The 13,942-nt window shown below is 62.9% G+C and carries 15 protein-coding genes and 1 pseudogene; 9 read left to right on the forward strand and 7 right to left on the reverse strand.

Annotated features, from left to right (window positions below; all coding sequences use genetic code 11):
• Positions 1-94: 94 nt before the first annotated feature.
• Complete coding sequence (locus D618_RS0115250; protein ID WP_017672403.1) at positions 95-745, reverse strand: histidine phosphotransferase family protein; 651 nt, start codon at positions 743-745, stop codon at positions 95-97.
• Positions 746-891: 146 nt separating this feature from the next.
• Positions 892-1,302: a M67 family metallopeptidase gene (locus D618_RS0115255; RefSeq protein WP_017672404.1), complete on the reverse strand. Its 411-nt coding sequence runs from the start codon at positions 1,300-1,302 to the stop codon at positions 892-894.
• A 16-nt stretch (positions 1,303-1,318) separates the two neighbouring features.
• Here D618_RS0115255 and D618_RS0115260 point away from each other — a divergent pair, with 16 nt between their 5' ends.
• The 4 genes and pseudogenes from D618_RS0115260 to D618_RS20090 all read left to right on the forward strand — a co-directional run.
• Positions 1,319-2,272, forward strand: coding sequence for an RluA family pseudouridine synthase (locus tag D618_RS0115260; protein WP_017672405.1), 954 nt, complete (start codon positions 1,319-1,321; stop codon positions 2,270-2,272).
• A gap of 76 nt (positions 2,273-2,348) precedes the next feature.
• Complete coding sequence (rpoH, locus tag D618_RS0115265) at positions 2,349-3,254, forward strand: RNA polymerase sigma factor RpoH (RefSeq protein WP_017672406.1); 906 nt, start codon at positions 2,349-2,351, stop codon at positions 3,252-3,254.
• Between the two features lie 185 nt (positions 3,255-3,439).
• Positions 3,440-3,835: an NADH:ubiquinone oxidoreductase subunit NDUFA12 gene (locus tag D618_RS0115270; RefSeq protein ID WP_026091740.1), complete on the forward strand. Its 396-nt coding sequence runs from the start codon at positions 3,440-3,442 to the stop codon at positions 3,833-3,835.
• Positions 3,836-4,083: 248 nt separating this feature from the next.
• Positions 4,084-4,266 (forward strand): annotated as a pseudogene (locus tag D618_RS20090) (DUF2155 domain-containing protein); the annotation flags it as partial.
• A gap of 35 nt (positions 4,267-4,301) precedes the next feature.
• Here the strand turns inward: D618_RS20090 and aat are convergent.
• Positions 4,302-5,129: a leucyl/phenylalanyl-tRNA--protein transferase gene (gene aat / locus D618_RS0115280; RefSeq protein ID WP_017672409.1), complete on the reverse strand. Its 828-nt coding sequence runs from the start codon at positions 5,127-5,129 to the stop codon at positions 4,302-4,304.
• Positions 5,130-5,242: 113 nt separating this feature from the next.
• Between aat and prfB the strand changes: the two genes are divergently transcribed.
• From prfB to D618_RS0115300, 4 genes are all read left to right on the forward strand, one after another.
• Positions 5,243-6,370 carry a peptide chain release factor 2 gene (prfB, locus tag D618_RS0115285; protein ID WP_017672410.1) on the forward strand — a complete coding sequence of 376 codons (1,128 nt, stop codon included), beginning with the start codon at positions 5,243-5,245 and terminating at the stop codon, positions 6,368-6,370.
• On the forward strand, positions 6,360-7,091 hold the full coding sequence (locus D618_RS0115290; protein ID WP_051041402.1) for a class I SAM-dependent methyltransferase: 732 nt from the start codon (positions 6,360-6,362) through the stop codon (positions 7,089-7,091). Before prfB ends, D618_RS0115290 begins: the two co-directional genes overlap by 11 nt.
• A gap of 94 nt (positions 7,092-7,185) precedes the next feature.
• Positions 7,186-8,589 carry a nitronate monooxygenase gene (locus tag D618_RS0115295; protein ID WP_017672412.1) on the forward strand — a complete coding sequence of 468 codons (1,404 nt, stop codon included), beginning with the start codon at positions 7,186-7,188 and terminating at the stop codon, positions 8,587-8,589.
• Positions 8,590-8,691: 102 nt separating this feature from the next.
• Positions 8,692-9,852 carry an acyl-CoA dehydrogenase family protein gene (locus D618_RS0115300; protein ID WP_017672413.1) on the forward strand — a complete coding sequence of 387 codons (1,161 nt, stop codon included), beginning with the start codon at positions 8,692-8,694 and terminating at the stop codon, positions 9,850-9,852.
• A 23-nt stretch (positions 9,853-9,875) separates the two neighbouring features.
• Here D618_RS0115300 and D618_RS0115305 read toward each other — a convergent pair whose 3' ends face one another.
• On the reverse strand, positions 9,876-10,151 hold the full coding sequence (locus tag D618_RS0115305; protein ID WP_152414765.1) for a hypothetical protein: 276 nt from the start codon (positions 10,149-10,151) through the stop codon (positions 9,876-9,878).
• Between the two features lie 140 nt (positions 10,152-10,291).
• On the opposite strand from D618_RS0115305, the gene D618_RS0115310 reads away from it, so the two are divergent.
• The gene (locus tag D618_RS0115310) at positions 10,292-11,482 is read left to right on the forward strand and encodes a CoA transferase (protein WP_017672415.1); all 1,191 of its coding nucleotides are present in this window, start codon (positions 10,292-10,294) and stop codon (positions 11,480-11,482) included.
• A gap of 29 nt (positions 11,483-11,511) precedes the next feature.
• On the opposite strand, the gene D618_RS18625 is transcribed toward D618_RS0115310, so the two are convergent.
• From D618_RS18625 to D618_RS19145, 3 genes are all read right to left on the reverse strand, one after another.
• Positions 11,512-11,883: a PilZ domain-containing protein gene (locus D618_RS18625; RefSeq protein WP_017672416.1), complete on the reverse strand. Its 372-nt coding sequence runs from the start codon at positions 11,881-11,883 to the stop codon at positions 11,512-11,514.
• Positions 11,884-12,009: 126 nt separating this feature from the next.
• The gene (gene dksA / locus D618_RS0115320; RefSeq protein ID WP_026091743.1) at positions 12,010-12,465 is read right to left on the reverse strand and encodes an RNA polymerase-binding protein DksA; all 456 of its coding nucleotides are present in this window, start codon (positions 12,463-12,465) and stop codon (positions 12,010-12,012) included.
• A gap of 736 nt (positions 12,466-13,201) precedes the next feature.
• The coding region (locus D618_RS19145) for a hypothetical protein (protein WP_020380535.1) at positions 13,202-13,942 on the reverse strand (741 nt) is incomplete at its 5' end.

Raw genomic sequence — 13,942 nt, forward strand, 5'->3', positions numbered from 1 at the left:
TCACCGTCCGCATGCGCTGGGGGACGGTGTGCGCTGGATATGGTTAAGATCACGTTGCGGCCGTGAAAGACTGCACGCGGGCCTGCCCTGGCGATCAGACGCTCAGCGTCGCGCCGATGATCAGCGATTCGGGCGTGGTGGCCAGCTGGATGGTGCCGCGATTGGTGCGGGTGATGCGCTCCACCATATAGGCAGGCGCGGTGCGCGGGCTCAAGGCAGCGGCGGTGACATTGCCCTGCAACATGGCTGCCAGCGCCTCGTCGATCACCACCTTGGGGCCGGCGGCGTTGATTGCGATCTCGCAGATGCCGCCCTGTTCCTCGGCGGCGATGATCAGCTGTCCACCGCGCACCAGCCCGTCGAGCCCGATCAGCGCCAGGTTGAGCAGCACCTTGACCGCGGGCTTTGCCAGCATGGCGGTAGGCACATGCCATTGCAGCTCGACCCGCGGCTTGTCGACGACCAGCCCCTCGATCAACTGGCGCGGCTCGTTGACATCAACCTTGTCGCCAAAACCGCCCGCAGCGCCAAAAGCCAGCCGAAAGAACTTGAGCTTGTTGGCAGATGCCCGGGCGCTGTCGGTCAGCAATTCGATGCAGCGCGCGCGCATTTCCGGATCGGTTTCATCCGCCAGCAGCTCCAGGCCATTGTTCATCGCTCCGATCGGGCTCAGCAGATCGTGACACAGGCGCGAGCACAACAGGCTGGCGAGTTCGATTTCAGACAGGTCCGTGGAACTGGGCATAAGCAGGGGGTGGCCTTTGTGGCGATGATGGGACAATTGGTCGCAAGAAATGGCGCGGTGGCCGTATAGCGCCGATGTGGCGAAAAGGGTGAGCGGGTTCAAGCCTTAATGCGGACAAGCGTCAAGGCAATGGCAGGCAGGGGCGCTCATCCATCCGACAGGGTGATCGGGACCGGATCAAACGCGTCGTATAATGCGCCGCCGCTGACCGCCCGCCAGACACTGACCTGCTGGCCTGCAATGATCAGCCACAGTCTTCCATCATCCGCTGCGCTGGCGGCATCGCGCGGTGATGGTTCGCACCGGCCGTTGGGGTGCGAATGATAATGGCCGATCAGCTGCTCGCCGCCCTGCCGCATGGCGCGTTCCGCCGCAATCAGCGCGCCAGGATCGATCTCGAAACCGGTCGCCGGATCGTCGGCAACATTGGCGCATGGACGGATGGTCTGAACGCGCTGCTCGCTTCCGATCAGCAGCCCGCAGCATTCCTGCGGATGGGCAGTTGCTGCCTGTGCAACTAGCTCGACGAGGAGCGCGCTTGAAAGCTGGACCGGCATCGGCCACACGATAGCGATGAATTCAGCGCAATCCAGTGCCACCGGGATCATTCCGGAAACCGTTGCAGGACAGCGGCTGGATGCGGGCCTTGCCGTGGTCGAGCCTTCGCTGTCGCGCGAACGGATCAAGGCGCTGATCCTGGCGGGTGCCGTGATGCTCGATGGCAAGCCATCGACCCGCCCGTCGGTCAAGCTGGCTGCGGGCATGCATTACGCGATTGCCATACCGGAGGCGCGCGCGCTCGACACCGAAGCGCAGGATATCGCGCTCGATATCGTGTACGAAGACGGCGACCTGCTGGTGGTCGACAAGCCCGCCGGGCTGGTGGTGCATCCGGCGGCGGGCCATGCCGACGGCACCCTGGTCAACGCGCTGCTGCATCATTGTGCGGGCCAGCTGTCAGGCATCGGCGGCGTGGCGCGGCCGGGCATCGTCCACCGCATCGACAAGGACACGTCCGGGCTGCTGGTGGTTGCCAAGTCCGATGCCGCGCATCTGGGGCTGGCAGCGCAATTTGCCGAGCATGCGATCAACCGGCGCTATGTTGCCGTCGTGCAGGGACGGCCGGTTCCAGCCAGCGGCACCATATCCGGCAATATCGGGCGCAGCGACCACGACCGCAAGAAGATGGCTTTGGTGGGCGAGGGGCGCGGCAAGCATGCCGTCACGCACTTCACCAGCGAGGAAAAGCTCTCTGGCGCCACCCGGATCGAGTGCCGACTGGAGACCGGGCGCACACATCAGGTGCGTGTGCACCTGGCCAGCATCGGTCACGCGCTGCTGGGTGATCCGCTGTATTCGCGTCCGCCAAAAGGCTTGCGGGACCTGCTCAAAGCGGCGGATTTCCGGCGTCAGGCATTGCACGCACAGCGTCTGGGCTTTATACATCCGGTGACTGGATCTGAATGCGACTTTTTTAGTCCGATTCCGGCCGACATGGCGGAACTTTTGGATAGATTGCGTGTTTAGGTTGCAAGTCGAAATGCGATCCCCATGACGGGCGCTCCTTCGAGGCCTGCATAACGGATTGGCAGAAAGGGAAAAAATGAGCGCGACCAGAAGTGTCCCGGCAACCATCCCCGCCCTTGGCGGAGAGGCGAGCCTGAACCGCTACCTCACCGAAATTCGCAAATACCCCCTGCTCAAACCCGAGCAGGAATACATGCTCGCCAAACGCTATCAGGAACATCAGGATCCTGAAGCCGCTGCGCAGCTGGTAACCTCGCACCTGCGTCTTGTCGCGAAGATCGCGATGGGCTATCGCGGCTATGGCCTGCCGGTCAGCGAGCTGATCTCCGAAGGCAATATCGGCTTGATGCAGGGCGTGAAGAAGTTCGAGCCCGATCGCGGTTTCCGCCTTGCGACCTACGCAATGTGGTGGATCAAGGCGTCGATCCAGGAATATATCCTGCGCAGCTGGAGCCTCGTGAAGATGGGCACCACTGCGGCGCAGAAGAAGCTGTTCTTCAACCTTCGCCGGATGAAGAACAATCTGCGCGCGTTCGAGGATGGCGATCTGCACCCCGACGATGTCACGACGATCGCGACGAAGCTGGGCGTGTCCGAGACCGAAGTCGTCAACATGAACCGCCGCATGGCGATGGGGGGCGATGCGTCGCTCAACGTCTCGATGCGCGAGGATGGTGATGGCCAGTGGATGGACTGGCTGACCGACGACAGGCCGTTGCAGGACGTTGCCGTTGCCGATGCGCAGGAAGCACAGATGCGCCACGCGCTACTGGGCGAGGCGATGCAGTCGCTCAACGAACGCGAGCGGCACATCCTCAACGAGCGTCGTCTGGTTGATGATCCCAAGACGCTCGAAGAGCTGAGCCAGGTCTATAACGTCAGCCGCGAACGCGTGCGCCAGATTGAAGTGCGCGCCTTCGAGAAGCTGCAAAAGGCCATGCACCGTCTGGTGTCCGACAAGCAGATGGCGCTGGCTGGCTGAACCGGATTGCCGGGGACAGCGTTTCCCGACGGCCCCGATCCCCAAGGGTCGCACCTGTGGAAAGAAGCGGGATGGCACCACCGTCCCGCTTCTGCCGTTTTGCCCGCCTCGAAACGCCCGGTGAACGCGTGCTGGTGCACAAAACCATCTTCCCCTTTGCGCGCACAGGCATTAAGCGGGCCTCCATGGGACTATTGGCAAAGATCTTCACCTGGTGGGACGGCGCGACCGTCGGTACGCATCTGTTCAGCGCGCTGAACGGCGAAAAGGTCGGCGAAGACCATCAGGGCAACCGCTATTTCCGCTCCAAGCCCAAAAAGGGCCAGAAGGAGCGCCGCTGGGTGCTCTATAACGGCGCCAATGATGCGAGCCGCGTGCCGTCCGAATGGCACGGCTGGCTGCACAACAGCTATGACGCGATTCCCGAGAGCCATCTGCCGCCGCCGCGGATCTGGGAAAAGGATTACGTCCCCAATCTGACCGGCACGACCGGAGCCTATCGTCCCGCAGGTTCGCTGGAGCGAGGCGGCGTTCGCGCGGCAGCGACCGGCGATTACGAAGCGTGGACGCCTGAGGCGTGACGCGCGGGCGAATCATCGCCATCATCATTATCGTCGCCGCGCTCATCGGGGCGGGCGTCTATGGCGGGCTGCAATATGGCAAGCGCCTGAAGCCATCGTCCGAACGCGTGGCGCTGAAGCCTGCGGACGGTCGCAAGGCGGCACCCGCGCCGGTCCCGCTGGCCGAGGGTGATGCCACGCCGATGGCCGAGCGGGTCGCCACCATAGCCTTTCTCAACAAGCGCAACGGCGAAACCCGCGACATTGAGATGAAGCCCGGCGAATCGCGGCGCATCGGCAATGCGATCATCCGCCTGTCGGCGTGCGAGCGGACCGCGCCATGGGAACCGGTACCCGAGACCGGAGCATTCGTTCAGCTGCTGGTGCAGGACCGCGAGACACGCTCGTCCGACCCGGTCTGGAAGCGCGTCTTTTCCGGCTGGGTGTTCAAGGAATCGCCGTCGCTCAACGTTGTCGAGCATCCGATCTACGACGTCTGGGTCAAGAACTGCGCGATGGAATATCCTGGCGAGGAAGCCCCGGCAGAGGCTGAAGGCGGCGCGCCTTCACCTGCGCCCACTGCGCCTGCGCCTGCCAATGCGGCAAACCCGGCCACCAGTCCCGAATCGACGCCTGGCCCCACCACGCCTTCAACCGATACCGAATAAAGACCTGGCATCACCGGGTGCGGCCGCTGCGTCTTCGATGGGGCCAGCGGCGAATCGCTGAGCGCATCACCGAGCAGTTCCAGATAGTCGGCCTGCGGAAGCTCGATCGCGCCCATCGAGGCCAGATGCGGCGTGATGAACTGGCAGTCGAGCAGTTGAAGGCCGCCCTTGCGCATTGCAGCTACCAGGAACGCAAGCGCCACCTTGCTGGCGTCGGTCGCGCGGCTGAACATGCTTTCGCCACAGAATGCGCGACCGATTTCCACGCCATACAAGCCGCCGACCAGCTCGTCGCCCAGCCAGCATTCGATGCTGTGCGCGCGCCCCTGCCGGTGCAGCGCGAGGAAACTCGCCTCGATCGTGCGGTTGATCCAGGTCTGCTCGCGGCCCTGGGCGGATTCGGCGCACATCGCGATCACACGGCCAAAGGCGCGGTTGCAGGTGACGGTGAAGCGGTTCTGGCGCACCACCTTCTTCAGCGATTTCGAGAAACGAAAGCCATCGAGCGGCAGGATGGCGCGCATTTCGGGCTCCACCCAGAACACATCAACATCGTCGCGGGCATCGGCCATCGGGAAAATACCGATCGCATAGGCACGCATCAGCATGTTCAGATCGATGGTGACCGGGCCTGGGGTGCCGTGCATGGTCACCAATCTAGGCGCTTGTGGACCAAGATCAATCGCCATTGCTGTGCAGGGCTTTGCGATTGGCAGGCAATCGGCTAGAGCGCGGCTCCAAGTCATCAGGAGTGAAACCCATGCGTGCCGAAGGGCAGGCCCATATCGATACCATCAACGCCGCGCTGGCACTGGTCCGCAAGTTTCTGGACTGGGACCGCGCGCTGCGTCGCCTCGACGAGCTGAACGCGCGTGTCGAGGACCCGACGCTGTGGAACGATCCCAAGGCTGCAGAAGAGGTCATGCGCGAGCGGCGCAGGCTGGAACAGGCGATTGGCACGGTCAACGAGATCGGTGCCGAGATGGCCGACGCCATCGAATTCGTCGAATTGGGCGAAGCCGAGGGCGATGACGAGACCATCACCGAAGGGCTCGCCAGCCTCAAGGCCTTGGCCGAGCGCGCTGAACGCGACAAGGTGCAGGCGCTGCTCGCCGGCGAGGCCGACAGCTACGACACCTATCTGGAAGTCCATGCGGGCGCGGGCGGCACCGAGAGCCAGGATTGGGCCGAGATGCTGCAGCGCATGTATTCGCGCTGGGCCGAACGGCGCGGCTACAAGGTCGAGCTGGTCGATTATCACGCGGGCGAACAGGCCGGTATCAAGTCCGCCACGCTGCTGATCAAGGGCGAGAACGCGTACGGCTTTGCCAAGACCGAAAGCGGCGTGCACCGGTTGGTTCGCATTTCGCCCTATGACAGCTCGGCGCGGCGGCACACCAGCTTTTCCAGCGTCTGGGTCTATCCGGTGATCGACGACAATATCGAGATCGAGGTCAAGGAGAGCGACCTCAAGATCGATACGTACCGCGCATCGGGCGCGGGCGGTCAGCACGTCAACACCACCGACTCGGCGGTGCGCATTACGCATATTCCCACCGGCATCATCGCCGCGAGCCAGAACGACCGTTCGCAGCACAAGAACCGTGCCACCGCAATGAACATGCTGAAGGCACGGTTGTACGAGGCCGAGCTGCAGAAGCGCGAGGCCGAAGCCTCGGGCGAATATGCTGCCAAGACCGAGATCGGCTGGGGCCACCAGATCCGCTCTTATGTTCTGCAGCCTTATCAGCTGGTCAAGGATCTTCGCACAGGGGTCACCTCGACCGCGCCGGGCGATGTCCTCGATGGCGCGCTCGACCCGTTCATGGCGGCGGCGCTGTCGCAGAAGGTGACAGGCGAGAAGGTGGACGTCGAAGATGTCGACTGACCGGTTCGGCCGGTGGGCGGGGCTTTTGCTGGCAACGGCAGGGCTAGTCGCCTGCCAGCCGGCATCGGGCGATCAGACTGACCGGCCGGAGACCGCGCGCGCCTTTCCGCGCGCCGACAGGCCGGTGGCGGGCGTTGTCAGCAACGAGTTCTCCAATGAGGAGGCACGCGACGACCGCAACGAGGCGACGACGGTGATGGACCTGGCCGGCATCGCGCCGGGCATGACCGTGGCAGACATCGGTGCGGGCAACGGCTATTATACGGTTCGCCTGGCCGAACGGGTCGGCAAGCAGGGGAGGGTGCTGGCGCAGGATATCGACGATGCCGCGCTCAAGCGTCTGGGCACCCGGGTCGAGCGCGAACGGCTGGACAATGTCTCGATCAAGCCCGGCGATGTCGACGATCCGCGCCTGCCCGAGGCCAGTTTCGACCGCATCTTCATGGTACACATGTACCATGAGGTGACCGAGCCTTATGCCTTCATCTGGCGGTTGCGGCCCGCGCTCAAGGCGGGCGGGCAGGTGATCGTGGTCGATGTCGACCGTCCGACCAACCGCCATGGCATTCCGCCCAAGCTGTTGTTCTGCGAGTTCGAGGCAGTGGGCTACAAGCTGGTCGAATTCATCGAAAAGCCCGATATCGCCGGGTATTTTGCACGGTTCGAGGCGGTGGGACCCCCGCTTGATCCCGGCAAGATCAAGGGATGCGATCAACCCTGACGGGATCAGGCAACGCACCTGCCTGCGGGGCGTTTTTATTGGGCATTTGCTGCGCAGCATGCTTATACGGCTGTGCCAATGTGGGAGCTATTACGTGTTCAAGGGTTTGAAGCCGATTGTTTATGGCGGGCGTGAAGTCTGGCCGCTGATCGAGGGCGGCAAGGGCGTTTCCGCCACCAACCATGCCAGTTCTGGCGCATGGGCCGCAGCCGGAGGTATCGGCACGGTGTCTGCCGTGAACGCGGACAGCTATGACGACGACGGCAATGTCATCCCGCAGATCTACCACGGGCGCACGCGCGGCGACCGCCACGAGGAGCTGATCCGCTATGCCATCGCTGGCGGCGTCGAACAGGTCCGGCGTGCCTATGAGATTGCCGGCGGCAATGGCGCGATCAACATCAACGTGCTGTGGGAAATGGGCGGCGCGCAGCCGATCCTGCACGGCATTCTGGAACAGACCCGCGGCATGGTGGCAGGCGTCACCTGCGGCGCGGGCATGCCCTACAAGCTGTCGGAAATCGCGGCGCAATACAATGTCAGCTATCTGCCGATCGTCAGCTCTGCGCGCGCCTTCCGCGCGCTGTGGAAGCGCGCCTATCACAAATATGCCGGTCTGATGGCGGCCGTGGTCTATGAAGACCCCTGGCTGGCCGGTGGACACAACGGCCTGTCGAATGCGGAAGATCCGCGCGTGCCGCAGGACCCCTATCCGCGCGTCAAGGCGCTGCGCGAAACGATGCGCGCCGAGGGCGTGTCGGAAGATGTGCAGATCGTGATGGCGGGCGGCGTCTGGTACCTGCGCGATTGGGAAAACTGGATCGACAATCCCGAGCTGGGAGCGATCTCGTTCCAGTTCGGCACCCGTCCGCTGCTGACGCAGGAAAGCCCGATCCCGCAAGGCTGGAAGGACGAACTGACCAAGATCCAGCCTGGCGACGTGCTGCTGCACAAGTTCAGCCCCACCGGATTTTATTCCAGCGCGGTGCGCAATCCGTTCCTGCGCAGCCTGGAAGCCCGTTCCGAACGTCAGATTCCGTTCTCGACCGAGATGGCAGGGGAGCACACGGCGCAGCTCGATTGCGGCGTGAAGGGCAAGAACTTCTGGGTGACGCCCGAAGACCTTCAGCGCGCACGCCGTTGGGATGCGCAGGGGTTCACCACCGCGCTCAAGACGCCCGACAACACCCTGGTGTTCTGCACGCCTGACGAGCGTGCCGAAATCCGCAAGGACCAGGCCGACTGCATGGGCTGCCTGTCGCACTGCGGATTTTCCGCCTGGAAGGACCATGACAATTTCTCGACCGGCTATCTCGCCGATCCGCGCAGCTTCTGCATCCAGAAGGCGCTGCAGAACATCGCGCATGGCGAGGATGTCGACAAGAACCTGATGTTCGCGGGCCACGCGGCCTATAATTTCGGGACCGATCCGTTCTATTCGAACGGCTTCGTGCCCACCGTCAAGCAGCTGGTCGATCGCATCCTGACCGGAGATTGATGCCAATACCGCCCCGCGCAATGCCTCACATAACTGGGCATTGACGCGGGGCGCATTCTCCCCCATCCCCTTGTTAACCGTTCGATTAACAAGGGCACGGAGATGGATTTCAACCTGACCAGCGAGCAGGTCGCGCTGCGCGATACGGTGCGGCGCTTTGCTCAGGCCGAGCTGGTGCCATTGGCCGCCGAGCTGGAGCGCGACAACCGCCCGGTCCCGCGCGACATGGTGCGCCGTTACGCTGAAATGGGCCTGCTGGGCATCAACACGCCTGAATCGCTGGGCGGGCTGGGGCTGAGCAACCTCGACGCATTGGTGGTGCTCGAAGAGCTGGCCAAGGTCAGTTCAGCGGTTGCCTTTCCGGTGTTCGAAGCCTGTGTCGGCCCGGTGCGCGCGATCCAGCATTTTGCCCCCGAAGCCCTGAAGCAGCGGATCGTGCCCCAGGTGTGCGCGGGCGAGATGATCGTGGCCGTCTCGATGTCGGAACCTGCCGCTGGCACCGCGCTGACCGATCTGACGACGCGCGGCGTCATCGCCAATGGTCAGGTGACGATCAACGGCACCAAGCGCTGGTGCTCGGGCGGCGGGCATTCGGACGCCTATCTGGTGTACACCCGGCTGTCCGATGCACCGGGGGCCAAGGGTATCGGCGCAGTGCTGGTGGAAAAGGGCACACCCGGCCTCAGCTTCGGCCAGGCCGAGACGCTGATGGGCTTTCGCGGCGTGCCATCGGCCGATCTGATGTTCGACGATTGCGTGGTGCCCGAAGGCAATATCGTGGTGCCCGCAGGCGGCTTTGCCAGGCTGATGGAGGCGTTCGACCTGGAACGTTGCGGCAATGCCACCATGGCGCTGGGCCAGGCCTCTGGCGCGCTGGAGGATGTGATGGCCTATGTTCAGGAGCGACAGCAGTTCGGCAAGCCCCTGGTCGATTTTCAGGCGGTGCAGATGAAGCTGGCGGAAATGCAGATCGAGGTCGAGGCGGCGCGGCTGCTCATCTGGCGCGCAGCGGCCAACTCGGACCAGGGGCTGCCCTCGATCCTCGACAGTTCGTCGGCCAAATGCTTTGCCAACCAGATTGCGCGGACCGTCACGGGCAATGCCGTGCAGCTGATGGGCGGCTATGGCTATTCGACGCAATATCCGATGGAACGGCGGATGCGCGACGCATGGGGCTGGGGCATTGCCGGTGGTGCGATCGACATTCAGAAAGTGAATATCGCCAGCGCCATGATCGGCAGACGCTTTGACCAGAGGCGCTGATCGATGTCTTGCTTGATCCGCGATCAGTCAGCGAAACGTGAGCGAGCCTTGCGCAGCAGCCTGGACCAGTGCCTGCGATCGCGATCCGACAGGCCTTCGTCATCTGCCCGCGCTTCCAGCACGGTGCACAGATCATCGCTGTATTTGCGGCGCAGCGCGGCCAACTCTTCGTTGTCCTTGCGCCGCTGGTCGGCGCTTTCAAACAATCCCAGAACCATAAACCCCCCACGGAAAAAGACGTGTTCAACCCCCATCAGGTCGATACACCCCTGCTCCGACAGTATCGATTCTACCTTCAATCTGAAGGATTCTGCAACTGCGAAAGGGCCGGGACTGGTGCAAAAACCCCTATTTTGTTCCGTTTTTGGATAGCCCGCTGCATGTATGCTGGTGAATATGGCGGCATGAGTGACAATTTGCATGGAAGGAGGACTGCCCCTTGGCCGAATCAATCTGGACGATAAGCGATATCGCCGCGACCGGCCCGCTCGCCGGGGTGCGCGTGCTGGATATGTCGAGCGTGGTCATGGGTCCGCTGGCCACGATGATGCTGGGCGACATGGGGGCCGATGTCATCAAGGTGGAGAACAAGGGCGGCACCCATTCCGGTGACATGATGCGCTATGCGGGCACATCGCCGACAGGGGATCTGGGGCCGATCTTCATGGCGCTTAACCGCAACAAGAAAGCCGTCACCATCGATGGCCGCGATGCGGTGGGCAAGGCGCAACTGGAGATGCTTCTGCGCGAGGCGGATGTGTTCTTTCACAACGTCCGCATGGCCGGGATGGAGCGGCTGGGGCTCGATTATGAATCCGTCCGGAAGATCAACCCCCAGATCATCTACATCCACTGCTGTGGCTATGGCGCCGAAGGGCCCTATGGCAAGCGCCAGGCCTATGACGATCTGGTGCAGGCCGCATCGGGCTGGGCCGATCTGTATGCCAAAAGGTCGGATGGGCCGCCTGCCTATACGCCTTCGCTGGTCGCCGACAAGACGGTGGGCCTGTTTGCGACGAACGCCACTCTGGCCGCACTGGTCCACAAGGAGCGCACCGGCCAGGGGCAGTTTGTCTCGGTACCGATGTTCGAGTGCTTCACGTTCTTCAACATGGTCGAGAACCTGTACGGCCAGACATTTCCCGGTGATGGCAAGTTCGGTTACACGCGCTCGATCAATCCGCGCCGCAGGCCGTATCCGACCAGGGACGGCTACATCGCCATCGTGCCTTATGTTGACCGTCAATGGGCGCGCTTTTTCGAGATCGGCGGACGACCCGGCGTGTTCGAGGATCCCCGGTTTTCAACCTATGAGGAGCGGACCAAGCACACCGGCGATCTGTATGCGATCATCGAGGAGGTTGCAGCGACCAAGACCACGGACGAATGGGTGGAACTGCTCGACAAGGAAGATATCCCTGCGATGCGGTTCAACACCATCGAGCAGGTGCCGGACGATCCGCATCTGAAGGCGTCAGGCTTTTTCATGGACATGGAGGCGCCGCATATCGGCCCGTATCGCACGCTGCGGCATCCGATCGCCTTTGCCGGAAGTCCCGCCAATCAGCGACTCGCCCCCCAAAGCGTGGGCGCGCAAAACGCCGATCTGCCCCGGCCCGCCAATGATTGAGCGGGCCTGACCGCGCGCTGGCCTGCCGCTCAGCGCGGGAAGGAAGGGCTGTAGGTTGTGGGGGTGCGCAGGTACCGGGCGGTCTCGGTCGTGCCGCCCACGGGCTTGCGCGCCAGCTTGGGGTCGATCCTGCGATCGAAGGCAACTCCGAACCGCCCGCTGCGGGCCCAGGCGATTTCGCCACGAGTCGGACCGATATTGCGCAGGTTGACCACGATCTTCTGGCCCTGCGCGACTTCCAGCTCGGACTCGACCATCATGCCGCCGGCCGACAGGTTGCGGACCTTCACCTTGTGCTGCTCATCATCGCCTTCAATCGCCAGGTCAGCGAGCAGGAACAGGCTGTCTCTCGCGCGCGCCTCCGCGCTTTCGAGCGACTTCGGGCTGACAGGCATATTCATCGGTCTGACATCCAGGTTCGTGTTTTGCGCGATGCCCCCAAAATGGTGGAGATATCATGTGCGCAAATCATATAGCGGCTGGATCGTCGCCAATTGGTTAAATCCTGCTGTCGAGGCTGGGAAAATTCAGTCGTCGCGGGAAATTTTCTCGCGGCGCTCATGCGCTTCCTGAGCCTCAACCGTCATCGTGGCGATGGGGCGGGCAACCAGGCGACCCAGGCCAATCGGCTCGCCTGTGACTTCGCAATAGCCGTATTCGCCCTCGTCGATCCGGCGCAGGGCCGAATCGATCTTGGCGATGAGCTTGCGCTGGCGGTCGCGGGTCCGCAACTCGATGCCCCAGTCGGTTTCGCTCGAAGCGCGGTCGTTCAAGTCCGGCTCGCGCATCGGGCCATCCTGCAACTGCTGCAGCGTGTCCTTCGATGCTGCAAGGATGGAGCGTTTCCATTCCTGCAAAAGCGTGCGGAAATATTCCAGCTGGCGGGCCGACATATAGTCTTCGTCTGGCGACGGAAAATAATCGCCAGAGATGTTTCTGCGCGCCTTGGCCAGCACATCGATATCGTCGATTGCTGTCGAGATGGAGGCCATCGAATGCTCCCGGTAATTCAGCAGTGCCGCCGGTGCGTGCCCAGGGTCGGACACATTCCGTCAGCCTTTGGTTGTCGCGGGCTATAGCCAGCGGCAAGGGGGTATACAAGCTGCAAAGCTAGAGAATCGGGGGGAAACCGTCGGTTGATCGGTGGGGGCCATGGTTACCGTACCGTCATTCGCCCGAAGCGCGGTCGCAGGCCTCTTCAAAGGTGATCCGGGTTAATTCTGCTTCGCGTTTCGGTTCCAAATCGGGACATGCGGTACAGTTGACCCTGATAACCTGCAAATTTTTGTCGCACGGATAGTCAAATCAGGGTTAACAGCATTGAGATTAACGCTTTGTTCTGGCTTGCCTAGCATATCGGGATGCTGACCCGACCCCGGTTTTGGTATCGGCCGGTCGCAAGCAGTCTCCCAGATCTGAGAGAGAAAAAACAATGTCTGTACGGATGGCCTTGGCAAAATTGTGCGCCTGCACCTGCGGTGGAGCAATCATCGGTGGTGGTGCAGTGCATGTGGCAGACACGCCCCCTGCGCAGGTGAAGCAGTATCGGCAGGCAAAGACCTCCAAGCCGATTCGCGGCCGGCAGATTGCCAAGGCGGTACCCGTCCGCAAGGTGAAGCGAGTTCGCCGCATGGTGGCGCGTACTCCCGTGCAGACGCCGCAGGTCATCACGGTCACGACCCAGCAGGCCCCCATTCCGCTGCCTTTGCCCGCCTATCCTCAGCAGTATTCGGGCGGCTTTTCCGGCGGCGGCGGCGGTGGCTTCCCGGTCGTTGTCGGCGGCAGTGGCGGTTTTGGAGGCGGCTTTGGTGGCGGCTTCTTCGGCGGCTTCTTCGGTGGCGGCGGTGGCGGCGGCGGCAGCGTCGTGATCTCCTCGACCGGATCGACCAGCACATCGACCGGCGGTTTCACCAGCACGGGCGGCTCGACCAGCACCTCGACCGGCGGTTTCACCAGCACGGGTGGGTCGACCAGCACGTCTTCGGGCAGCATCTCTACCGGCGGAATTTCGACGTCCACCGGCGGCGTGAGCACGTCGACCGGCGGTATATCGACTTCAACCTCAACCGGCGGAGTTTCGACCTCGACCGGCGGTGTGTCGACCTCGACCTCGACCGGAGGCGTGTCGACTTCGACCGGTGGTGTCAGCACCTCTTCGGGCAACGTCTCCTCGTCATCGGGCAACGTCTCTTCGTCATCGGGCAACGTGTCCTCGTCGTCGGGTAACGTTTCCTCGTCGTCGGGCAATGTCAGTTCGAGCAGCTCCTCGTCATCCAGCTCGTCCTCGTCGAGCTCTTCGTCGAGTTCCTCGTCGTCGTCATCATCGGGCGGCGGCAAGCCTGGCGCTTCGTCGGGCTCGAGCGGCTCTTCGGGCTCGAGCGGTTCGTCGGGCTCGAGCGGCTCTTCGGGCTCGAGCGGTTCGTCTGGCTCGAGCGGTTCGTCGGGCTCGAGCGGTTCGTC

Origin of the sequence: Blastomonas sp. AAP53, assembly GCF_000331245.1 — a bacterium.
Taxonomy (GTDB): Bacteria; Pseudomonadota; Alphaproteobacteria; order Sphingomonadales; family Sphingomonadaceae; genus Blastomonas.

Excerpts from the sequence above, each read along its gene's own strand:
- D618_RS0115250 (WP_017672403.1), bottom strand. The coding sequence starts at position 745 with ATGCCCAGTTCCACGGACCTGTCTGAAATCGAACTCGCCAGCCTGTTG.
- D618_RS0115255 (WP_017672404.1), bottom strand. The coding sequence starts at position 1,302 with ATGCCGGTCCAGCTTTCAAGCGCGCTCCTCGTCGAGCTAGTTGCACAG.
- D618_RS0115260 (WP_017672405.1), top strand. The coding sequence starts at position 1,319 with ATGAATTCAGCGCAATCCAGTGCCACCGGGATCATTCCGGAAACCGTT.
- rpoH (WP_017672406.1), top strand. The coding sequence starts at position 2,349 with ATGAGCGCGACCAGAAGTGTCCCGGCAACCATCCCCGCCCTTGGCGGA.
- D618_RS0115270 (WP_026091740.1), top strand. The coding sequence starts at position 3,440 with ATGGGACTATTGGCAAAGATCTTCACCTGGTGGGACGGCGCGACCGTC.
- aat (WP_017672409.1), bottom strand. The coding sequence starts at position 5,129 with ATGCACGGCACCCCAGGCCCGGTCACCATCGATCTGAACATGCTGATG.
- prfB (WP_017672410.1), top strand. The coding sequence starts at position 5,243 with ATGCGTGCCGAAGGGCAGGCCCATATCGATACCATCAACGCCGCGCTG.
- D618_RS0115290 (WP_051041402.1), top strand. The coding sequence starts at position 6,360 with ATGTCGACTGACCGGTTCGGCCGGTGGGCGGGGCTTTTGCTGGCAACG.
- D618_RS0115300 (WP_017672413.1), top strand. The coding sequence starts at position 8,692 with ATGGATTTCAACCTGACCAGCGAGCAGGTCGCGCTGCGCGATACGGTG.
- D618_RS18625 (WP_017672416.1), bottom strand. The coding sequence starts at position 11,883 with ATGAATATGCCTGTCAGCCCGAAGTCGCTCGAAAGCGCGGAGGCGCGC.